We start from the raw sequence: 17,943 nt of genomic DNA, 5'->3' as shown, positions 1-17,943 counted from the left end.
CTCCGGAGCCTGCCGGGGCATTCCTCCCCATTCGTGGGGGAGTGCCCCGGGGCCCGGGCCATGACAGCAAAGATCACCTGGCGCCGATGAAGTAAGGCGTACCAGAACCACTCCACAGGAGGACCCCAGTGGCGAAGGCGAAGTTCGAGCGGACTAAGCCGCACGTCAACATCGGCACCATCGGTCACATCGACCACGGTAAGACGACCCTCACGGCCGCCATTACCAAGGTGCTGCACGACGCGTACCCGGACCTGAACGAGGCCTCGGCGTTCGACCAGATCGACAAGGCTCCCGAAGAGCGCCAGCGCGGTATCACCATCTCCATCGCGCACGTCGAGTACCAGACGGAGACGCGTCACTACGCCCACGTCGACTGCCCCGGTCACGCGGACTACATCAAGAACATGATCACGGGTGCGGCGCAGATGGACGGCGCCATCCTCGTGGTCGCCGCCACCGACGGCCCGATGCCGCAGACCAAGGAGCACGTGCTCCTGGCCCGCCAGGTCGGCGTTCCGTACATCGTCGTCGCCCTGAACAAGGCCGACATGGTGGACGACGAGGAGATCCTGGAGCTCGTCGAGCTCGAGGTCCGTGAGCTGCTCTCCGAGTACGAGTTCCCGGGCGACGACCTGCCGGTCGTCAAGGTCTCCGCGCTCAAGGCCCTCGAGGGCGACAAGGAGTGGGGCAACTCCGTCCTCGAGCTGATGAAGGCCGTGGACGAGAACATCCCGCAGCCCGAGCGTGACGTCGACAAGCCGTTCCTGATGCCGATCGAGGACGTCTTCACGATCACCGGTCGCGGTACGGTCGTCACCGGCCGTATCGAGCGTGGTGTCCTGAAGGTCAACGAGACCGTCGACATCGTGGGCATCAAGCCGGAGAAGACCACCACCACGGTCACCGGCATCGAGATGTTCCGCAAGCTGCTCGACGAGGGCCAGGCCGGTGAGAACGTCGGTCTGCTGCTCCGCGGCATCAAGCGCGAGGATGTCGAGCGCGGCCAGGTCATCATCAAGCCCGGTTCGGTCACCCCGCACACCGAGTTCGAGGCCCAGGCCTACATCCTGTCGAAGGACGAGGGTGGCCGTCACACCCCCTTCTTCAACAACTACCGTCCGCAGTTCTACTTCCGTACGACGGACGTGACCGGCGTCGTGACCCTCCCCGAGGGCACCGAGATGGTCATGCCGGGTGACAACACCGAGATGAAGGTGGAGCTCATCCAGCCCGTCGCCATGGAAGAGGGCCTGAAGTTCGCCATCCGTGAGGGTGGCCGGACGGTCGGCGCCGGCCAGGTCACCAAGATCAACAAGTGACTCTGAGCCGCTAGGCCTCTGAGAGGGCCCGTACGACTCCGGTCGTACGGGCCCTTTCGCACGTCCGGTGAAGGCTGGGCGAACTCTGAAGGACGCGGCGACCGGATCATCCATATCTGTCCACTTCGGGGTGGACGTGACCCCCTAGCGTGAGGGAGTTCCGAACAGCCAGACAGGGGATGATCCTTGATGTCCGTGATGGTCGACCGGCCGACGCAGCAGTTGCGAACGGTGCGGGTCCACCGTCCCCCACGTCGCCCCGAGCGCCCACGGCTGTACGCCATCGACGGTCTGCGCCTGGTCGCCGCCCTGATGGTGGCCGTGCACCACTACGCCGGCAGTTGGCGCGTCGACCAGCCGGGCAACGCGGTCTGGGGCCGGCCGGTCTCCGAGGCCATGCCGACGGTGTTCCATGTCGCCGCCTACGGCTGGATCGGCGTCGAGATCTTCTTCGTGATCAGCGGCTTCGTCATCTGCATGTCGTGCTGGGGGCGCACCCCGCGGCAGTTCTTCGTCTCGCGGGTGATCCGGCTCTACCCGGCGTACTGGTTCGGCATCGTCTTCACCACGGTCTTCGTGGTGGTCATGCCCGGCGTCTGGCACCGGCTGAAGGTGCGCGACATCCTGCTCAACCTCACGATGCTCCAGTCCGGTTCGGGCGTGGACAGCGTCGACGGCGTGTACTGGACGCTCTGGTCGGAGCTGCGCTTCTACCTGCTCTTCATGGCCGTGGTCGCCACCGGGCTGACGTACCGCAAGGTCGTGATCTTCGCCTGCGTCTGGGGAGCCGCGGCCATGCTCGCCCCGGTGGCGGACTTCCGGCTGCTGACGCTGGCCGCCAATCCGGACGGCGCCTGGTTCTTCATCGCGGGCCTCGCCCTCTACCTGATGCACCGCTTCGGGCAGGATCTGCTGCTGTGGGGCATCCTCGCGATGGCCTGGCTGATGGGGCAGCGCGAACTGGGCATCAGGATCGACGACTTCGAGCATGTCTCCGGCTGGCGCGGCTGCACGGCGCTCTTCACCGTCTTCCTGCTCGCCATGGTGGCGATCGCGCTCGGCGCCACGGACCGCATCCGCTGGAGGTGGCTGGTCACCGCCGGCAGCCTGACCTATCCGCTCTACCTGATCCACTACGTCGCCGGTACGACGCTGATCAACCGGCTCGACGGCACCATGGACCCGCGGCTGCTGGTCGCCTCGGTGATCGCCGGCTTCCTGGTGCTGAGCCTGCTGGTGCACCGCTTCGTGGAGCGTCCGCTGGCGGGGCTGCTGAAACAGGGCCTGGACACGTCCTTCGCCCGGCTGCGGAACGCGCAGACATAGGGGCGTGTGTTTGACCTGTGTCACCCTCGGGGTATTCTCTCCGGCTCGATTGGCCAGGCCCCTGCCCCATATGGCAGACTGTCGGAGTTGCTCGGTCGAGTGTTGATGCTGCGCGCCTCCCGCCGGGAGGACCGGAAGCGAGTCCCACAGTACTCGTCGCCCTAACTGCCGTAAGGCAGCGCTGGGGCGGACGTACGGGAATCTTCCGGGAAGTGTGGTGCGGCACTGGCCAGGCACCCGGTGAATCTCTTTCCCAGACAAGGGATGTTCGAACAAGGGACATCTGTGTCAGTGAAAGCGCGACACGCCCGACCGCGTGGGTCGGAGGTGGAGCGAGCGGAGGACCGGGTTCCAGAGCGTGAACAGACAAGGGACTACTGAGTAGCCATGGCGGGACAGAAGATCCGCATCCGGCTCAAGGCCTACGACCACGAGGTCATCGACTCCTCGGCGAAGAAGATCGTCGAGACGGTGACGCGTACTGGTGCGTCGGTCGCGGGCCCGGTGCCGCTGCCCACTGAGAAGAACGTGTACTGCGTCATCAAGTCGCCGCACAAGTACAAGGACTCGCGCGAGCACTTCGAGATGCGTACCCACAAGCGCCTGATCGACATCCTCGACCCGACGCCCAAGACCGTTGACTCTCTGATGCGACTCGACCTCCCGGCCGGTGTCGACATCGAGATCAAGCTCTGAGGGCCGGTGATCTGAGAATGGCTAAGCAGATCAAGGGCATCCTGGGCGAGAAGCTCGGCATGACGCAGGTGTGGGACGAGAACAACCGTGTTGTTCCGGTCACCGTCGTCAAGGCCGGCCCCAACGTCGTCACCCAGGTCCGTACGAACGACGTCGACGGCTACGAGTCGGTCCAGATCGCCTTCGGCGAGATCGACCCGCGCAAGGTGAACAAGCCCCTCAAGGGCCACTTCGCCAAGGCCGACGTCACCCCCCGCCGGCACCTCGTCGAGATCCGCACCGCCGACGCCTCCGAGTACACGCTCGGCCAGGAAGTCACGGCCGAGGTCTTCGAGGCGGGCGTGAAGGTCGACGTCACCGGCAAGAGCAAGGGCAAGGGCTTCGCCGGTGTCATGAAGCGTCACAACTTCAAGGGCCTCGGCGCCGGTCACGGCACCCAGCGCAAGCACCGCTCGCCCGGTTCCATCGGTGGCTGCGCCACCCCGGGCCGTGTGTTCAAGGGCCTCCGCATGGCGGGTCGTATGGGCAACGAGCGGGTCACCACCCAGAACCTGACCGTCCACGCCGTTGACGCGGAGAAGGGTCTGCTGCTCATCAAGGGCGCGGTTCCCGGTCCGAACGGCGGCCTCGTCCTGGTCCGCACCGCGGCCAAGGGGGCCTGAGGTAACCGATGAGCACTGTTGACATCCTTTCGCCGGCTGGCGACAAGGCCGGTTCCGTCGAGCTCCCCGCGGAGATCTTCGACGTCGAGAAGGTCAGCATCCCGCTGATCCACCAGGTCGTCGTCGCCCAGCTCGCCGCTGCCCGTCAGGGCACGCACAAGACCAAGACCCGTGGCGAGGTCCGTGGTGGCGGCAAGAAGCCGTACCGCCAGAAGGGCACCGGCCGCGCCCGTCAGGGTTCGACCCGCGCCCCGCAGTTCGCCGGTGGTGGCGTCGTGCACGGTCCCGTGCCGCGTGACTACTCGCAGCGGACCCCGAAGAAGATGAAGGCTGCCGCTCTGCGTCACGCCCTCACCGACCGGGCCCGTCACAACCGCATCCACGTCGTCTCCGGCGTGGTCGAGGGCGAGACCCCCAGCACCAAGGCCGCCAAGGGCCTGTTCGGCAAGATCAGCGAGCGCAAGAACCTGCTCCTGGTCGTCGAGCGCGCCGACGAGGCCGCGTGGCTGTCCGCCCGCAACCTGCCCCAGGTCCACATCCTGGAGCCGGGCCAGCTGAACACGTACGACGTTCTCGTCTCGGACGACGTGGTCTTCACCCAGGCCGCTTTCGAGTCCTTCGTGTCCGGCCCGAAGGCCAATGACACCGAAGGGAGCGAGGCCTGATGGCTACGCGTCACCCGAGCATCGCCTCCAAGGCTGCGAAGGCCGCCAAGGCCGCGCGCGTCGCCAAGGCGCGCCGTCACGCCGCCGAGGGCAAGAACACCGTCGAGACCCCGCTCAGCAAGTCGTACACGGACCCCCGTGACGTCCTGCTGAAGCCGGTCGTCTCCGAGAAGAGCTACGCGCTTCTCGACGAGAACAAGTACACGTTCGTCGTCGACCCGCGTGCCAACAAGACCCAGATCAAGGAGGCCGTCCAGGCGGTCTTCTCGGTCAAGGTCACCGGGGTCAACACGATCAACCGCATCGGCAAGCGCAAGCGGACCCGCACCGGCTTCGGCCAGCGTGCGGCGACCAAGCGCGCGATCGTGACCCTCGCCGAGGGCGACCGTATCGACATCTTCGGCGGTCCGACCGCGTAAGCGGGTCGGATCGTCCGATATCGGACGAGGACTGAGAAATGGGAATCCGCAAGTACAAGCCGACTACGCCGGGCCGTCGTGGCTCCAGCGTCGCCGACTTCGTCGAGGTCACGCGGTCCACGCCGGAGAAGTCGCTGGTCCGTCCCCTGCACAGCAAGGGCGGCCGTAACAATTCCGGTCGTGTGACCGTCCGCCACCAGGGCGGTGGCCACAAGCGCGCCTACCGAGTGATCGACTTCCGTCGTCACGACAAGGACGGCGTGCCGGCGAAGGTCGCGCACATCGAGTACGACCCCAACCGCACCGCGCGCATCGCGCTGCTCCACTACGCGGACGGCGAGAAGCGCTACATCCTGGCGCCCCGGGGTCTGAACCAGGGCGACCGGATCGAGAACGGTCCCGGCGCCGACATCAAGCCCGGCAACAACCTGGCGCTGCGCAACATCCCGGTCGGTACGACGATCCACTCCGTGGAGCTTCGTCCGGGCGGTGGCGCCAAGTTCGCCCGCTCCGCCGGTGCCTCCGTGCAGCTGCTCGCGAAGGAGGGCTCGATGGCCCACCTGCGCATGCCGTCCGGTGAGATCCGCCTGGTCGACCAGCGCTGCCGCGCCACGGTCGGCGAGGTCGGCAACGCCGAGCAGAGCAACATCAACTGGGGCAAGGCCGGCCGCAAGCGCTGGCTGGGCGTCCGCCCGACCGTTCGCGGTGTGGCGATGAACCCGGTTGACCACCCGCACGGTGGTGGTGAGGGCAAGACCTCCGGTGGTCGCCACCCGGTCAGCCCCTGGGGTCAGAAGGAAGGACGTACTCGTTCGCCCAAGAAGGCGTCGAACAAGTACATCGTCCGCCGCCGCAAGACGAACAAGAAGCGCTAGGAGCGGGTTCAGATGCCGCGCAGTCTCAAGAAGGGGCCCTTCGTCGACGACCACCTGATCAAGAAGGTGGAAGTCCAGAACGAAGCCGGCACCAAGAACGTCATCAAGACCTGGTCCCGTCGCTCGATGATCGTCCCGGCCATGCTCGGCCACACGATCGCGGTGCACAACGGCAAGACCCACATCCCGGTGTTCGTCACCGAGTCGATGGTCGGCCACAAGCTCGGCGAGTTCTCGCCGACGCGCACCTTCCGGGGTCACGTCAAGGACGACCGGAAGTCGAAGCGCCGCTAACAGCGGATCGCATTCAGACACGTAAGTAACTGAGAGGGACAACCATGGAAGCCAGGGCCCAGGCGCGGTACATCCGCGTTACGCCCATGAAGGCCCGCCGCGTGGTGGACCTTATCCGTGGCATGGATGCCACGGAGGCTCAGGCTGTTCTGCGATTCGCTCCGCAGGCAGCCTCCGTGCCCGTCGGCAAGGTGCTCGACAGCGCCATCGCCAACGCCGCGCACAACTACGACCACACCGACGCCGACAGCCTCTTCATCTCCGAGGCGTACGTCGACGAGGGCCCGACCCTGAAGCGGTTCCGTCCGCGCGCCCAGGGCCGTGCCTACCGGATCCGCAAGCGGACCAGCCACATCACCGTGGTCGTCAGCAGCAAGGAAGGAACCCGGTAATGGGCCAGAAGGTTAACCCGCATGGGTTCCGGCTCGGTGTCACCACGGACTTCAAGTCCCGCTGGTACGCCGACAAGCTGTACAAGGACTACGTCAAGGAAGACGTCGCCATCCGTCGGATGATGACGTCCGGCATGGAGCGCGCCGGCATCTCGAAGGTGGAGATCGAGCGCACCCGTGACCGCGTGCGGGTGGACATCCACACCGCTCGTCCGGGCATCGTCATCGGCCGCCGTGGCGCCGAGGCCGACCGTATCCGCGGTGACCTCGAGAAGCTCACGGGCAAGCAGGTCCAGCTGAACATCCTCGAGGTCAAGAACCCCGAGACCGACGCTCAGCTGGTCGCCCAGGCCGTCGCCGAGCAGCTCTCCTCCCGCGTCTCCTTCCGCCGTGCCATGCGCAAGAGCATGCAGTCGGCGATGAAGGCCGGCGCCAAGGGCATCAAGATCCAGTGCGGTGGCCGCCTCGGTGGCGCCGAGATGTCCCGCTCGGAGTTCTACCGCGAGGGCCGTGTGCCCCTGCACACGCTCCGCGCGAACGTGGACTACGGCTTCTTCGAGGCCAAGACGACCTTCGGCCGCATCGGTGTGAAGGTCTGGATCTACAAGGGCGACGTCAAGAACATCGCCGAGGTCCGCGCCGAGAACGCCGCTGCCCGTGCGGGTAACCGCCCGGCCCGCGGTGGTGCCGACCGCCCGGCCCGTGGTGGCCGTGGTGGCGAGCGGCGCGGTCGCAAGCCGCAGCAGTCCGCCGCAGCTGCCGAGGCCCAGACGGCCGAGGCGCCCGCGGCGGCGGCCGCCGAGCCCAGCGCTGCTGGAAAGGAGAGCTGAGCCATGCTGATCCCCCGCAGGGTCAAGCACCGCAAGCAGCACCACCCGAAGCGCTCCGGCGCTGCCAAGGGCGGTACCCAGGTTGCGTTCGGCGAGTACGGCATCCAGGCGCTCACCCCGGCGTATGTGACGAACCGTCAGATCGAGGCCGCTCGTATCGCCATGACGCGTCACATCAAGCGTGGTGGCAAGGTCTGGATCAACATCTACCCGGACCGTCCCCTCACCAAGAAGCCTGCCGAGACCCGCATGGGTTCCGGTAAGGGTTCGCCGGAGTGGTGGATCGCCAACGTCAAGCCCGGACGCGTGATGTTCGAGCTGTCGTACCCCAACGAGAAGATCGCCCGTGAGGCGCTGAGCCGTGCGGCCCACAAGCTGCCGATGAAGTGCCGGATCGTCAAGCGCGAGGCAGGTGAAGCGTGATGTCGGCCGGTACCAAGGCGTCCGAGCTGCGCGAGCTGGGCAACGAGGAGCTTCTGGCGAAGCTCCGCGAGGCCAAGGAAGAGCTGTTCAACCTCCGCTTCCAGGCGGCGACCGGGCAGCTCGAGAACCATGGCCGTCTGAAGGCGGTCCGCAAGGACATCGCGCGGATCTACACCCTGATGCGCGAGCGTGAGCTGGGCATCGAAACGGTGGAGAACGCCTGATGAGCGAGAGCAACGTGACTGAAGAGACGAAGGCCGCGCGCGGCTTCCGCAAGACCCGTGAGGGTCTCGTCGTCAGCGACAAGATGGACAAGACCGTCGTCGTCGCCGTCGAGGACCGCGTCAAGCACGCGCTGTACGGCAAGGTCATCCGCCGTACGAACAAGCTGAAGGCCCACGACGAGCAGAACGCCGCGGGCGTCGGCGACCGTGTCCTCCTCGCGGAGACCCGGCCGCTGTCCGCGACGAAGCGCTGGCGCGTCGTCGAGATCCTCGAGAAGGCCAAGTAAATCTCCTGCGAGGCACCCCTCGCAGGACAGTTCCGCCAGGCTCCGGGGGCCGTTCTGAACGGCCCCCGGGGAACCGGCAGACAAACAGGAGATAGACGTGATCCAGCAGGAGTCGCGACTGCGTGTCGCCGACAACACTGGTGCGAAGGAGATCCTTTGCATCCGTGTGCTCGGTGGCTCCGGTCGCCGCTACGCGGGCATCGGTGACGTCATCGTCGCCACCGTCAAGGACGCGATCCCCGGTGGCAACGTGAAGAAGGGTGACGTCGTCAAGGCGGTCATCGTTCGCACCGTCAAGGAGCGCCGCCGTCCGGACGGCTCGTACATCCGCTTCGACGAGAACGCCGCCGTCATTCTGAAGAACGACGGCGACCCTCGCGGCACCCGCATCTTCGGCCCGGTCGGGCGTGAGCTGCGCGAGAAGAAGTTCATGAAGATCATCTCGCTGGCTCCGGAGGTGCTGTAAGCATGAAGATCAAGAAGGGCGACCTGGTCCAGGTCATCACCGGCAAGGACAAGGGCAAGCAGGGCAAGGTCATTGCCGCTTACCCGCGCGACGAGCGTGTCCTGGTCGAGGGTGTCAACCGGGTCAAGAAGCACACCAAGGCCGGCCCCACCGCTCGTGGTTCGCAGGCCGGCGGCATCGTCACGACCGAGGCGCCGATCCACGTCTCCAACGTCCAGCTGGTCGTTGAGAAGGACGGCAAGAAGGTCGTCACGCGTGTCGGTTACCGCTTCGACGACGAAGGCAACAAGATCCGCGTTGCCAAGCGGACGGGTGAGGACATCTGATGGCTACCACCACCACTCCGCGTCTGAAGCAGAAGTACCGCGAGGAGATCGCGGGCAAGCTGCGTGACGAGTTCAAGTACGAGAACGTCATGCAGATCCCCGGTCTCGTCAAGATCGTGGTCAACATGGGTGTCGGCGACGCCGCCCGTGACTCGAAGCTGATCGAGGGCGCGATCCGCGACCTGACCACCATCACCGGTCAGAAGCCGGCCGTCACCAAGGCCCGCAAGTCCATCGCGCAGTTCAAGCTGCGCGAGGGTCAGCCGATCGGTGCCCACGTCACGCTCCGTGGCGACCGCATGTGGGAGTTCCTGGACCGCACCCTGTCGCTCGCGCTGCCGCGCATCCGCGACTTCCGTGGTCTGTCCCCCAAGCAGTTCGACGGCCGTGGCAACTACACCTTCGGTCTCACGGAGCAGGTCATGTTCCACGAGATCGACCAGGACAAGATCGACCGCGTCCGGGGTATGGACATCACCGTGGTCACCACGGCGACCAACGACGCTGAGGGCCGCGCGCTCCTTCGTCACCTCGGCTTCCCCTTCAAGGAGGCGTGAGCGAGATGGCGAAGAAGGCTCTGATCGCGAAGGCTGCTCGCAAGCCCAAGTTCGGCGTGCGTGGCTACACGCGCTGCCAGCGCTGCGGCCGTCCCCACTCCGTGTACCGCAAGTTCGGCCTGTGCCGCGTGTGCCTTCGTGAGATGGCTCACCGTGGCGAGCTGCCGGGCGTGACCAAGAGCTCCTGGTAGTCCCGTAGTTCGGGATTCCGGAAGCTCTCGGTAAGCAAAGGGCTCGGTCAGGTGCCCACCCCTCCATGGCATAGGCTGGGAGGGTTGGGCGCCTGACGCCCAGACGACTTACTACGCCGTAGGTCCACCGCACCGCACCCGCCTCGTCTCGGATCGAGGAGAGGGATGGGCACCTGGAAACCCCGGCGAGAGAGGCCGAAGGCCAATTCATGACCATGACTGATCCGATCGCAGACATGCTGACCCGTCTGCGGAACGCGAACTCGGCATACCACGACTCCGTGACGATGCCGGCATCGAAGATCAAGTCGCACATCGCGGAGATCCTCCAGCAGGAGGGCTTCATCACGGGCTGGAAGGTCGAGGACGCCGAGGTCGGCAAGAACCTCGTCCTGGAGCTGAAGTTCGGCCCCAACCGTGAGCGCTCCATCGCGGGCATCAAGCGGATCTCCAAGCCCGGTCTCCGGGTGTACGCGAAGTCCACCAACCTGCCCAAGGTCCTCGGTGGCCTCGGCGTGGCGATCATCTCCACGTCGCACGGTCTCCTGACCGACAAGCAGGCCGGCAAGAAGGGCGTGGGTGGGGAAGTCCTCGCCTACGTCTGGTAGCGGAAGGGAACGGAGGAAACAGCTATGTCGCGCATCGGCAAGCTCCCCATCGCGGTTCCCGCCGGCGTGGACGTCACCATCGACGGCCGTACGGTCTCGGTCAAGGGCCCCAAGGGCACGCTGACCCACACCGTCGCATCGCCGATCGACATCGCCAAGGGTGAGGACGGCGTTCTCAACGTCACCCGCCCCAACGACGAGCGTCAGAACAAGGCCCTGCACGGCCTGTCCCGCACGCTGGTGGCGAACATGATCACCGGCGTGACCCAGGGTTACGTGAAGAAGCTCGAGATCAGCGGTGTCGGTTACCGCGTGACGGCCAAGGGCTCGAACCTCGAGTTCGCGCTCGGCTACAGCCACCCGATCACCGTCGAGGCGCCCGAGGGCATCACCTTCAAGGTGGAGAACCCGACCCGCTTCTCGGTCGAGGGCATCGACAAGCAGAAGGTCGGCGAGGTTGCGGCCAACATCCGCAAGCTGCGCAAGCCCGACCCGTACAAGGCCAAGGGCGTCAAGTACGAGGGCGAAGTCATCCGCCGCAAGGTCGGAAAGGCGGGTAAGTAAGCCATGGCATACGGGCAGAAGATCCTCAAGGGCGACGCCTACAAGCGCGCCGCGATCAAGCGCCGTCACGTCCGGATCCGCAAGAAGGTGTCCGGTACGGCGGAGCGTCCCCGTCTGGTCGTGACCCGCTCCAACCGCCACATCGTGGCGCAGGTGATCGACGACCTGAAGGGCCACACCGTGGCGTCGGCGTCCACGCTGGACACGTCGATCCGTGGTGGCGAGGGCGACAAGTCCGCGCAGGCCAAGCAGGTCGGCGCCCTGGTCGCCGAGCGTGCCAAGGCCGCCGGTGTCGAGGCCGTGGTGTTCGACCGTGGTGGCAACCAGTACGCCGGGCGCATCGCCGCCCTGGCGGACGCCGCCCGCGAGGCCGGGCTCAAGTTCTGAGCCGCTTGTAGCTAGCGGAAAGAGAGAGGTAATCCAATGGCTGGACCCCAGCGCCGCGGAAGCGGTGCCGGTGGCGGCGAGCGGCGGGACCGGAAGGGCCGTGACGGCGGCGCTGCTGCCGCCGAGAAGACCGCGTACGTTGAGCGCGTCGTCGCGATCAACCGCGTCGCCAAGGTTGTGAAGGGTGGTCGTCGCTTCAGCTTCACCGCGCTGGTCGTGGTGGGCGACGGTGACGGCACCGTGGGTGTCGGATACGGCAAGGCCAAGGAGGTGCCGGCCGCCATCGCCAAGGGCGTTGAGGAGGCCAAGAAGCACTTCTTCAAGGTCCCCCGCATCCAGGGCACCATCCCGCACCCGATCCAGGGTGAGAAGGCTGCCGGCGTCGTGCTGCTCAAGCCCGCGTCGCCCGGTACCGGTGTTATCGCCGGTGGTCCGGTGCGTGCCGTGCTCGAGTGCGCCGGTATCCACGACATCCTGTCGAAGTCGCTCGGCTCCGACAACGCGATCAACATCGTGCACGCGACCGTGGAGGCCCTCAAGGGCCTGCAGCGTCCCGAGGAGGTCGCGGCCCGCCGCGGTCTGCCGCTCGAGGACGTCGCCCCCGCGGCTCTGCTGCGTGCGCGTGCGGGAGCGGGTGCGTAATCATGGCGCAGCTCAAGATCACGCAGACGAAGTCGTACATCGGTAGCAAGCAGAACCACCGCGACACCCTTCGTTCCCTGGGCCTGAAGCGCCTGGGTGACGTGGTCGTCAAGGAGGACCGCCCCGAGTTCCGCGGAATGGTGCACACCGTCCGCCACCTCGTGTCGGTCGAGGAGGTCGACTGATCATGGCGGAGAACAACCCGCTCAAGATCCACAACCTCCGTCCCGCCCCGGGCGCCAAGACCGCCAAGACCCGTGTCGGTCGTGGTGAGGCGTCGAAGGGTAAGACGGCCGGTCGTGGTACCAAGGGCACGAAGGCCCGTTACCAGGTTCCGGAGCGCTTCGAGGGTGGCCAGATGCCCCTCCACATGCGTCTCCCGAAGCTGAAGGGCTTCAAGAACCCGTTCAAGACCGAGTTCCAGGTCGTGAACCTCGACAAGCTGGCCGCGCTCTACCCCGAGGGTGGCGAGGTCACCGTCGAGGGTCTGGTGGCCAAGGGTGTCGTTCGCAAGAACAGCCTCGTCAAGGTCCTCGGCCAGGGCGAGATCTCCGTGGCGCTGCAGGTGACGGTCGACGCCGTCTCCGGCTCCGCCAAGGAGAAGATCACCGCCGCCGGCGGCACCGTCACCGAGCTCGTCTGAACGACTCAGGCGATCGCTCGATGACATGAACGATCCCGACCGGGGATATCCCAACGAATGGGGTATCCCCGGTCGGTCGTTCCAAGGGGAGCCGTGCCGCCGGTAAGGTAGCCTGCACTGTTCTTTTTTGTATCCGTCGAACCTCAAGACCGTCACCCTTGACGCAGTTGCGCGGGGGTCGCAGGAGGCACCGTGCTCACCGCGTTCGCCCGGGCGTTCAGGACGCCCGACCTGCGCAAGAAGCTGCTCTTCACACTCGGCATCATCGTGGTGTACCGGGTCGGTACCCACATCCCGATCCCCGGCGTCAACTACCAGGCCGTCCAGAGTTGTGTCGACCAGGCGTCCGGCAACCAGGGCCTGTTCGGTCTGGTCAACATGTTCAGCGGCGGTGCGCTGCTGCAGATCACGGTCTTCGCGCTCGGCATCATGCCGTACATCACGGCGAGCATCATTCTCCAGCTGCTGACCGTGGTGATCCCGCGTCTGGAAGCCCTCAAGAAGGAGGGCCAGGCGGGTACGGCGAAGATCACGCAGTACACCCGTTACCTCACGGTGGCCCTCGCCATCCTGCAGGGCACCGGCCTGGTGGCCACCGCCCGCAGCGGCGCCCTCTTCTCCGGCTGCACCGTCGCCTCCAGCATCGTCCCGGACCAGGCGATCTTCACCACCATCACGATGGTCGTCTGCATGACCGCCGGTACGGCCGTGGTGATGTGGCTCGGCGAGCTGATCACCGACCGCGGCATCGGCAACGGCATGTCGATCCTGATGTTCATCTCGATCGCCGCCACCTTCCCCTCTGCCCTGTGGGCCATCAAGAAGCAGGGCACCCTGGCCGACGGCTGGATCGAGTTCGGCACCGTCATCCTGGTCGGCCTGGTCATGGTCGGTCTCGTCGTCTTCGTCGAGCAGGCCCAGCGCCGCATCCCCGTGCAGTACGCGAAGCGCATGATCGGCCGTCGTTCCTACGGCGGCACCTCGACGTACATCCCGCTGAAGGTCAACCAGGCCGGTGTGATCCCGGTCATCTTCGCGTCGTCGCTGCTCTACATCCCGGCCCTCGTCGCGCAGTTCTCCGGGAGCAAGTCGGGCTGGAAGACCTGGGTCGAGCAGAACCTGACCAAGGGCGACCATCCGATCTACCTGGTCAGCTACTTCCTGCTGATCGTCTTCTTCGCGTTCTTCTACGTGGCGATCTCCTTCAACCCCGAGGAAGTCGCCGACAACATGAAGAAGTATGGTGGCTTCATCCCGGGCATCCGGGCTGGCCGACCGACCGCTGAGTACCTCAGTTACGTGCTCAACCGGATCACCTGGCCGGGTTCGCTGTACTTGGGGCTGATCGCTCTCGTGCCAACGATGGCGTTGGTCGGGTTCGGGGCAAACCAGAACTTCCCCTTCGGCGGGACGAGCATCCTGATCATCGTGGGTGTGGGTCTTGAGACGGTGAAGCAGATCGAGAGCCAGCTCCAGCAGCGCAATTACGAAGGGTTCCTCCGCTGATGCGAATCGTCCTCGTCGGGCCGCCGGGTGCTGGGAAGGGCACTCAGGCCACGCGCCTTGCCGAGAAGCTGTCGATCCCGCACATCTCCACGGGCGATCTGTTCCGGGCCAACATCAGCCGGCAGACGGAGCTCGGGAAGCTCGCGAAGTCCTACATGGACGCCGGCAACCTCGTCCCCGACGAGGTCACCATCGCGATGGCCAAGGACCGCATGGAGCAGCCCGACGCGGAGAACGGCTTTCTGCTCGACGGGTTCCCGCGCAACGTCTCGCAGGCCGAGGCGCTCGGCGAGCTGCTGGAGACCGAGGCCATCAAGCTGGACGCGGTGCTCGACCTCGAGGTCCCCGAGGAAGAGGTCGTCAAGCGGATCGCCGGCCGGCGCATCTGCCGCAACGACTCCTCGCACGTGTTCCACGTGACGTACAGCCCCGCGAAGAAGGAAGGCGTCTGCGACGTCTGCGGCGGGGAGCTCTACCAGCGTGACGACGACTCCGAGGAGACCGTCCGCAAGCGGCTCGAGGTCTACCACACGCAGACCGAGCCGATCATCGACTACTACAAGGCGCAGGGTCTGGTCGTCACGATCTCCTCCCTGGGCCCGGTGGAAGAGATCACGCAGCGGGCGCTGGAGGCTCTCAAGCGCGAGGACGGCGGCAAGTAGCCGTCAGCCTGTTACGGCCGTGGCACCCGCAGGGGCGTCACGGCCGTAGTGTTGTGTCGGTAACCGGTTGACGTAGTGACGGAGAGCGCAGGACCCCATGGTGCAGATCAAGAGCCCCGAGCAGATCGCCAAGATGCGTGAGGCGGGGCTGGTCGTGGCCGCCATCCACGCCGCGACCCGTGAGGCCGCCGTGCCCGGCGCCTCGACCAAGGACCTGGACGAGGTCGCGCGCAAGGTCCTCGCCGAGCATGGCGCCAAGCCCAACTTCCTCGGCTACGGCGGCTTCCCGGCCACGATCTGCACCTCCGTGAACGAGGTCGTCGTCCACGGCATCCCGTCCGACGAGGTGGTCCTCAAGGACGGCGACATCATCTCCATCGACTGCGGCGCGATCATCGACGGCTGGCACGGGGACGCGGCGTACACCGCCTTCGTGGGCTCGGGTCACGCTCCGGAGCTGATCGAGCTCTCCCGGGTCACGGAGGAGTCGATGTGGGCCGGCATCGCGGCGATGAAGCAGGGCAACCGCCTGGTCGACGTCTCCCGCGCCATCGAGACCTACATCCGCCGCCAGCCCAAGCCGGGTGGCGGCAAGTACGGGATCATCGAGGACTACGGCGGCCACGGCATCGGCACCGAGATGCACATGGACCCGCATCTGCTGAACTACGTCGACCGCCGCCGCGGCAAGGGCCCCAAGCTGGTCCCCGGCTTCTGCCTCGCGATCGAGCCGATGGTCTCCCTCGGCACCCCGAAGACAGAGGTCCTCTCCGACGACTGGACCGTGATCACGACGGACGGCACCTGGTCCTCGCACTGGGAGCACTCGGTGGCGCTGACCGAGGCGGGGCCGTTGGTGCTGACGGCGCCCGACGGCGGCAGGGCCAAGCTGGCGGAGCTCGGGATCGTCGCCGCGCCGGATCCGGTGGCCTGAGCGCCGTCCGGGGCGGTGTGCGCTGTGCGTCGGCGTGCGCGGGTTCGTTGTGGCTTGTCGCGCAGTTCCCCGCGCCCCTCAGGGGCGCTGCCCGGATCCGGTGGCTTAATGATCTGTCGCTCGGGGCAGACTTTCTCGATTCGTCTTTCCGGGTGCGCTGACGTAGACTGACTCGTCGGCTCTCGTGCACCCGCATGTCCGCATGCGCCCGTAAGGGGAAAGTGCGGGAGTCGATCAAGGTAGTCGATTCGAAGGGCGAAGCGTGGCCAAGAAGCAAGGTGCCATCGAGATCGAGGGCACTGTCGTCGAGTCTCTTCCGAACGCCATGTTCAAGGTCGAGCTCCAGAACGGCCACCAGGTCCTGGCACACATCAGCGGCAAGATGCGCATGCACTACATCCGCATCCTCCCTGACGACCGGGTCGTGGTGGAGTTGTCTCCGTACGACCTGACGCGTGGCCGGATCGTCTACCGCTACAAGTAGATCTTGCCCGCATCCCGCCTCGGCGGGGTGGTGGCACTGACCCGGAGAACCTCAATCCCATGAAGGTCAAGCCGAGCGTCAAGAAGATCTGCGACAAGTGCAGGGTGATCCGCCGTCACGGTCGGGTCATGGTCATCTGCGAGAACCCGCGCCACAAGCAGCGCCAGGGCTGACGCACGATCGACCGTACCCTCTGCATCGACATCGCAGAGATTCGCGCGACGCAAGCTGAATTGTTCATACGCAGAACCCGGGCGACGTACGTCGTCTGACACCCCCGGCTCGGAGGCCGGGGACCCAGTTCGTACCTGGTACGGCGGCTGGGAACCGGTTCTGCGGAAGACCTCCGAAGATCACCAGGAGCCATAGAAGTGGCACGCGTTTCCGGTGTTGACATCCCGCGCGAAAAGCGCGTGGAGGTCGCCCTGACCTATGTGTTCGGCATCGGCCGGACCCTCTCCCAGCAGACGCTGGCGGAGACCGGTGTCGACCCGAACACCCGAGTTCGTGACCTGAGCGAAGAGCAGCTCGTCGCGATCCGCGAGTACGTCGACAACAACATCAAGACCGAGGGTGACCTCCGTCGCGAGATCCAGGCCGACATCCGCCGCAAGGTCGAGATCGGCTGCTACCAGGGTCTCCGTCACCGTCGCGGTCTGCCCGTCCGCGGTCAGCGCACCAGCACGAACGCTCGTACCCGCAAGGGCCCGCGTCGCGCCATCGCCGGCAAGAAGAAGCCGGGCAAGAAGTAGTCCTCAGCGGACAACGCTTCATCAGCGGTCTTCGCTGTAGGACCGACCACCTCCCCGTAGGAGTTTGTAGATGCCCCCCAAGGGTCGTCAGGGCGCTGCCAAGAAGGTGCGCCGCAAGGAAAAGAAGAACGTCGCTCACGGCCACGCGCACATCAAGAGCACGTTCAACAACACCATCGTTTCGATCACCGACCCGAGCGGCAACGTGATCTCCTGGGCCTCCGCCGGCCACGTCGGCTTCAAGGGCTCCCGGAAGTCCACGCCGTTCGCCGCGCAGATGGCCGCCGAGTCGGCCGCCCGCCGCGCTCAGGAGCACGGCATGCGCAAGGTCGACGTGTTCGTCAAGGGTCCGGGTTCCGGTCGTGAGACCGCCATCCGCTCCCTGCAGGCCACGGGCCTCGAGGTCGGCTCCATCCAGGACGTCACCCCGACCCCGCACAACGGCTGCCGTCCGCCGAAGCGTCGTCGCGTCTGACGTACGACTGCTTCGCGCAGGCTTCGGGTTCGGGCGGTACGGCTCTGCAAGGGCCGTATCGCCCGTACCCTTGCAGTACCCGTCCCTTTTGCCGGGGACGGTTCCGTCGGACGTCAAATAGCGGGCGTCCACGAAAGAAGGATCTGATCCACACATGCTGATCGCTCAGCGTCCCTCGTTGACCGAAGAGGTCGTCGACGAGTTCCGCTCCCGGTTCGTGATCGAGCCGCTGGAGCCGGGCTTCGGCTACACCCTCGGCAACTCCCTCCGCCGCACGCTCCTCTCCTCGATCCCGGGTGCGGCCGTCACGTCCATCCGCATCGACGGTGTC

The 17,943-nt window shown here is 66.1% G+C and carries 30 protein-coding genes and 1 pseudogene; all 31 read left to right on the top strand.

Features of this window, described 5'->3' with window-relative positions; genetic code table 11:
• The first annotated feature begins 128 nt into the window (after window positions 1–128).
• Window positions 129–1,322, top strand: coding sequence for an elongation factor Tu (gene tuf, locus MQN93_RS37150; protein WP_016434619.1), 1,194 nt, complete (start codon window positions 129–131; stop codon window positions 1,320–1,322).
• A 189-nt stretch (window positions 1,323–1,511) separates the two neighbouring features.
• Window positions 1,512–2,648, top strand: a complete 1,137-nt coding sequence (locus MQN93_RS37145) for an acyltransferase family protein (RefSeq protein WP_242712973.1) — start codon at window positions 1,512–1,514, stop codon at window positions 2,646–2,648.
• Window positions 2,649–3,035: 387 nt separating this feature from the next.
• A complete protein-coding gene (gene rpsJ / locus MQN93_RS37140; RefSeq protein WP_003948644.1) occupies window positions 3,036–3,344 on the top strand; it encodes a 30S ribosomal protein S10 in 309 nt (102 codons plus the stop codon).
• A 17-nt stretch (window positions 3,345–3,361) separates the two neighbouring features.
• Complete coding sequence (gene rplC, locus MQN93_RS37135) at window positions 3,362–4,006, top strand: 50S ribosomal protein L3 (protein ID WP_062706771.1); 645 nt, start codon at window positions 3,362–3,364, stop codon at window positions 4,004–4,006.
• Window positions 4,007–4,014: 8 nt separating this feature from the next.
• Window positions 4,015–4,671, top strand: a complete 657-nt coding sequence (gene rplD, locus MQN93_RS37130) for a 50S ribosomal protein L4 (RefSeq protein WP_016434622.1) — start codon at window positions 4,015–4,017, stop codon at window positions 4,669–4,671.
• Window positions 4,671–5,090, top strand: coding sequence for a 50S ribosomal protein L23 (rplW, locus tag MQN93_RS37125; protein ID WP_016434623.1), 420 nt, complete (start codon window positions 4,671–4,673; stop codon window positions 5,088–5,090). The genes rplD and rplW overlap by 1 nt, the downstream gene beginning before the upstream one ends.
• Before the next feature lie 38 nt (window positions 5,091–5,128).
• A complete protein-coding gene (gene rplB / locus MQN93_RS37120) occupies window positions 5,129–5,965 on the top strand; it encodes a 50S ribosomal protein L2 (RefSeq protein ID WP_016434624.1) in 837 nt (278 codons plus the stop codon).
• 12 nt (window positions 5,966–5,977) lie between these two features.
• Complete coding sequence (gene rpsS, locus MQN93_RS37115) at window positions 5,978–6,259, top strand: 30S ribosomal protein S19 (RefSeq protein ID WP_016434625.1); 282 nt, start codon at window positions 5,978–5,980, stop codon at window positions 6,257–6,259.
• 44 nt (window positions 6,260–6,303) lie between these two features.
• Window positions 6,304–6,651 carry a 50S ribosomal protein L22 gene (rplV, locus tag MQN93_RS37110; protein WP_003974262.1) on the top strand — a complete coding sequence of 116 codons (348 nt, stop codon included), beginning with the start codon at window positions 6,304–6,306 and terminating at the stop codon, window positions 6,649–6,651.
• Complete coding sequence (rpsC, locus tag MQN93_RS37105; protein ID WP_016434626.1) at window positions 6,651–7,481, top strand: 30S ribosomal protein S3; 831 nt, start codon at window positions 6,651–6,653, stop codon at window positions 7,479–7,481. Before rplV ends, rpsC begins: the two co-directional genes overlap by 1 nt.
• 3 nt (window positions 7,482–7,484) lie before the next feature.
• Window positions 7,485–7,904, top strand: coding sequence for a 50S ribosomal protein L16 (rplP, locus tag MQN93_RS37100; protein WP_016434627.1), 420 nt, complete (start codon window positions 7,485–7,487; stop codon window positions 7,902–7,904).
• On the top strand, window positions 7,904–8,128 hold the full coding sequence (gene rpmC, locus MQN93_RS37095; RefSeq protein WP_007494763.1) for a 50S ribosomal protein L29: 225 nt from the start codon (window positions 7,904–7,906) through the stop codon (window positions 8,126–8,128). The genes rplP and rpmC overlap by 1 nt, the downstream gene beginning before the upstream one ends.
• Window positions 8,128–8,415, top strand: coding sequence for a 30S ribosomal protein S17 (gene rpsQ / locus MQN93_RS37090; RefSeq protein WP_016434628.1), 288 nt, complete (start codon window positions 8,128–8,130; stop codon window positions 8,413–8,415). The genes rpmC and rpsQ overlap by 1 nt, the downstream gene beginning before the upstream one ends.
• Before the next feature lie 97 nt (window positions 8,416–8,512).
• Complete coding sequence (rplN, locus tag MQN93_RS37085; RefSeq protein WP_003998823.1) at window positions 8,513–8,881, top strand: 50S ribosomal protein L14; 369 nt, start codon at window positions 8,513–8,515, stop codon at window positions 8,879–8,881.
• A gap of 2 nt (window positions 8,882–8,883) precedes the next feature.
• The gene (rplX, locus tag MQN93_RS37080) at window positions 8,884–9,207 is read left to right on the top strand and encodes a 50S ribosomal protein L24 (RefSeq protein ID WP_016434629.1); all 324 of its coding nucleotides are present in this window, start codon (window positions 8,884–8,886) and stop codon (window positions 9,205–9,207) included.
• A complete protein-coding gene (rplE, locus tag MQN93_RS37075) occupies window positions 9,207–9,764 on the top strand; it encodes a 50S ribosomal protein L5 (RefSeq protein ID WP_016434630.1) in 558 nt (185 codons plus the stop codon). Before rplX ends, rplE begins: the two co-directional genes overlap by 1 nt.
• Window positions 9,765–9,769: 5 nt before the next feature.
• Window positions 9,770–9,955 carry a type Z 30S ribosomal protein S14 gene (locus tag MQN93_RS37070; RefSeq protein WP_003948630.1) on the top strand — a complete coding sequence of 62 codons (186 nt, stop codon included), beginning with the start codon at window positions 9,770–9,772 and terminating at the stop codon, window positions 9,953–9,955.
• A 209-nt stretch (window positions 9,956–10,164) separates the two neighbouring features.
• A complete protein-coding gene (rpsH, locus tag MQN93_RS37065) occupies window positions 10,165–10,563 on the top strand; it encodes a 30S ribosomal protein S8 (RefSeq protein WP_007384075.1) in 399 nt (132 codons plus the stop codon).
• A 24-nt stretch (window positions 10,564–10,587) separates the two neighbouring features.
• Complete coding sequence (rplF, locus tag MQN93_RS37060; RefSeq protein ID WP_016434631.1) at window positions 10,588–11,127, top strand: 50S ribosomal protein L6; 540 nt, start codon at window positions 10,588–10,590, stop codon at window positions 11,125–11,127.
• A 3-nt stretch (window positions 11,128–11,130) separates the two neighbouring features.
• Window positions 11,131–11,514 carry a 50S ribosomal protein L18 gene (rplR, locus tag MQN93_RS37055; protein WP_016434632.1) on the top strand — a complete coding sequence of 128 codons (384 nt, stop codon included), beginning with the start codon at window positions 11,131–11,133 and terminating at the stop codon, window positions 11,512–11,514.
• Window positions 11,515–11,550: 36 nt separating this feature from the next.
• Window positions 11,551–12,156 (top strand): 30S ribosomal protein S5, encoded by a 606-nt coding sequence (gene rpsE / locus MQN93_RS37050; RefSeq protein WP_016434633.1) that lies wholly within the window; start codon window positions 11,551–11,553, stop codon window positions 12,154–12,156.
• A 2-nt stretch (window positions 12,157–12,158) separates the two neighbouring features.
• A complete protein-coding gene (gene rpmD, locus MQN93_RS37045) occupies window positions 12,159–12,341 on the top strand; it encodes a 50S ribosomal protein L30 (RefSeq protein WP_016434634.1) in 183 nt (60 codons plus the stop codon).
• 2 nt (window positions 12,342–12,343) lie between these two features.
• Window positions 12,344–12,799 (top strand): 50S ribosomal protein L15, encoded by a 456-nt coding sequence (rplO, locus tag MQN93_RS37040; RefSeq protein ID WP_242712972.1) that lies wholly within the window; start codon window positions 12,344–12,346, stop codon window positions 12,797–12,799.
• 192 nt (window positions 12,800–12,991) lie between these two features.
• Window positions 12,992–14,305 carry a preprotein translocase subunit SecY gene (gene secY / locus MQN93_RS37035; RefSeq protein ID WP_016434635.1) on the top strand — a complete coding sequence of 438 codons (1,314 nt, stop codon included), beginning with the start codon at window positions 12,992–12,994 and terminating at the stop codon, window positions 14,303–14,305.
• On the top strand, window positions 14,305–14,967 hold the full coding sequence (locus MQN93_RS37030; RefSeq protein ID WP_016434636.1) for an adenylate kinase: 663 nt from the start codon (window positions 14,305–14,307) through the stop codon (window positions 14,965–14,967). Before secY ends, MQN93_RS37030 begins: the two co-directional genes overlap by 1 nt.
• A gap of 97 nt (window positions 14,968–15,064) precedes the next feature.
• Window positions 15,065–15,901 carry a type I methionyl aminopeptidase gene (gene map, locus MQN93_RS37025; RefSeq protein WP_016434637.1) on the top strand — a complete coding sequence of 279 codons (837 nt, stop codon included), beginning with the start codon at window positions 15,065–15,067 and terminating at the stop codon, window positions 15,899–15,901.
• A gap of 262 nt (window positions 15,902–16,163) precedes the next feature.
• The gene (infA, locus tag MQN93_RS37020) at window positions 16,164–16,385 is read left to right on the top strand and encodes a translation initiation factor IF-1 (RefSeq protein ID WP_003948620.1); all 222 of its coding nucleotides are present in this window, start codon (window positions 16,164–16,166) and stop codon (window positions 16,383–16,385) included.
• Between the two features lie 59 nt (window positions 16,386–16,444).
• Window positions 16,445–16,558, top strand: coding sequence for a 50S ribosomal protein L36 (gene rpmJ, locus MQN93_RS37015; protein WP_003998809.1), 114 nt, complete (start codon window positions 16,445–16,447; stop codon window positions 16,556–16,558).
• A 198-nt stretch (window positions 16,559–16,756) separates the two neighbouring features.
• Entirely contained in the window at window positions 16,757–17,137 is a 381-nt protein-coding gene (rpsM, locus tag MQN93_RS37010) for a 30S ribosomal protein S13 (protein ID WP_016434638.1), read from the top strand.
• 70 nt (window positions 17,138–17,207) lie between these two features.
• Window positions 17,208–17,612, top strand: a complete 405-nt coding sequence (gene rpsK, locus MQN93_RS37005) for a 30S ribosomal protein S11 (RefSeq protein ID WP_003956432.1) — start codon at window positions 17,208–17,210, stop codon at window positions 17,610–17,612.
• A 154-nt stretch (window positions 17,613–17,766) separates the two neighbouring features.
• Window positions 17,767–17,943, top strand: a pseudogene (locus MQN93_RS37000) (DNA-directed RNA polymerase subunit alpha); the annotation flags it as partial.

Source organism: Streptomyces spinosisporus (assembly GCF_022698145.1).
GTDB lineage: Bacteria > Actinomycetota > Actinomycetes > Streptomycetales > Streptomycetaceae > Streptomyces > Streptomyces spinosisporus.
The sequence above is the reverse complement of the archived record's forward strand: the minus strand, read 5'-3'. Positions and strand labels throughout refer to the sequence as shown.

Coding starts and splice junctions, on each gene's coding strand:
- MQN93_RS37145 (WP_242712973.1), top strand. CDS start 1,512: ATGTCCGTGATGGTCGACCGGCCGACGCAGCAGTTGCGAACGGTGCGG.
- rpmC (WP_007494763.1), top strand. CDS start 7,904: ATGTCGGCCGGTACCAAGGCGTCCGAGCTGCGCGAGCTGGGCAACGAG.
- rpsK (WP_003956432.1), top strand. CDS start 17,208: ATGCCCCCCAAGGGTCGTCAGGGCGCTGCCAAGAAGGTGCGCCGCAAG.
- rplD (WP_016434622.1), top strand. CDS start 4,015: ATGAGCACTGTTGACATCCTTTCGCCGGCTGGCGACAAGGCCGGTTCC.
- rpsQ (WP_016434628.1), top strand. CDS start 8,128: ATGAGCGAGAGCAACGTGACTGAAGAGACGAAGGCCGCGCGCGGCTTC.
- rplF (WP_016434631.1), top strand. CDS start 10,588: ATGTCGCGCATCGGCAAGCTCCCCATCGCGGTTCCCGCCGGCGTGGAC.
- MQN93_RS37070 (WP_003948630.1), top strand. CDS start 9,770: ATGGCGAAGAAGGCTCTGATCGCGAAGGCTGCTCGCAAGCCCAAGTTC.
- rplC (WP_062706771.1), top strand. CDS start 3,362: ATGGCTAAGCAGATCAAGGGCATCCTGGGCGAGAAGCTCGGCATGACG.
- rpsE (WP_016434633.1), top strand. CDS start 11,551: ATGGCTGGACCCCAGCGCCGCGGAAGCGGTGCCGGTGGCGGCGAGCGG.
- rpmJ (WP_003998809.1), top strand. CDS start 16,445: ATGAAGGTCAAGCCGAGCGTCAAGAAGATCTGCGACAAGTGCAGGGTG.
- rpsS (WP_016434625.1), top strand. CDS start 5,978: ATGCCGCGCAGTCTCAAGAAGGGGCCCTTCGTCGACGACCACCTGATC.
- rplW (WP_016434623.1), top strand. CDS start 4,671: ATGGCTACGCGTCACCCGAGCATCGCCTCCAAGGCTGCGAAGGCCGCC.
- map (WP_016434637.1), top strand. CDS start 15,065: ATGGTGCAGATCAAGAGCCCCGAGCAGATCGCCAAGATGCGTGAGGCG.
- rplB (WP_016434624.1), top strand. CDS start 5,129: ATGGGAATCCGCAAGTACAAGCCGACTACGCCGGGCCGTCGTGGCTCC.
- rplO (WP_242712972.1), top strand. CDS start 12,344: ATGGCGGAGAACAACCCGCTCAAGATCCACAACCTCCGTCCCGCCCCG.
- rpsC (WP_016434626.1), top strand. CDS start 6,651: ATGGGCCAGAAGGTTAACCCGCATGGGTTCCGGCTCGGTGTCACCACG.
- rpmD (WP_016434634.1), top strand. CDS start 12,159: ATGGCGCAGCTCAAGATCACGCAGACGAAGTCGTACATCGGTAGCAAG.
- rpsH (WP_007384075.1), top strand. CDS start 10,165: ATGACCATGACTGATCCGATCGCAGACATGCTGACCCGTCTGCGGAAC.
- rplE (WP_016434630.1), top strand. CDS start 9,207: ATGGCTACCACCACCACTCCGCGTCTGAAGCAGAAGTACCGCGAGGAG.
- rplR (WP_016434632.1), top strand. CDS start 11,131: ATGGCATACGGGCAGAAGATCCTCAAGGGCGACGCCTACAAGCGCGCC.
- rpsJ (WP_003948644.1), top strand. CDS start 3,036: ATGGCGGGACAGAAGATCCGCATCCGGCTCAAGGCCTACGACCACGAG.
- rplX (WP_016434629.1), top strand. CDS start 8,884: ATGAAGATCAAGAAGGGCGACCTGGTCCAGGTCATCACCGGCAAGGAC.
- rplP (WP_016434627.1), top strand. CDS start 7,485: ATGCTGATCCCCCGCAGGGTCAAGCACCGCAAGCAGCACCACCCGAAG.
- rplV (WP_003974262.1), top strand. CDS start 6,304: ATGGAAGCCAGGGCCCAGGCGCGGTACATCCGCGTTACGCCCATGAAG.
- MQN93_RS37030 (WP_016434636.1), top strand. CDS start 14,305: ATGCGAATCGTCCTCGTCGGGCCGCCGGGTGCTGGGAAGGGCACTCAG.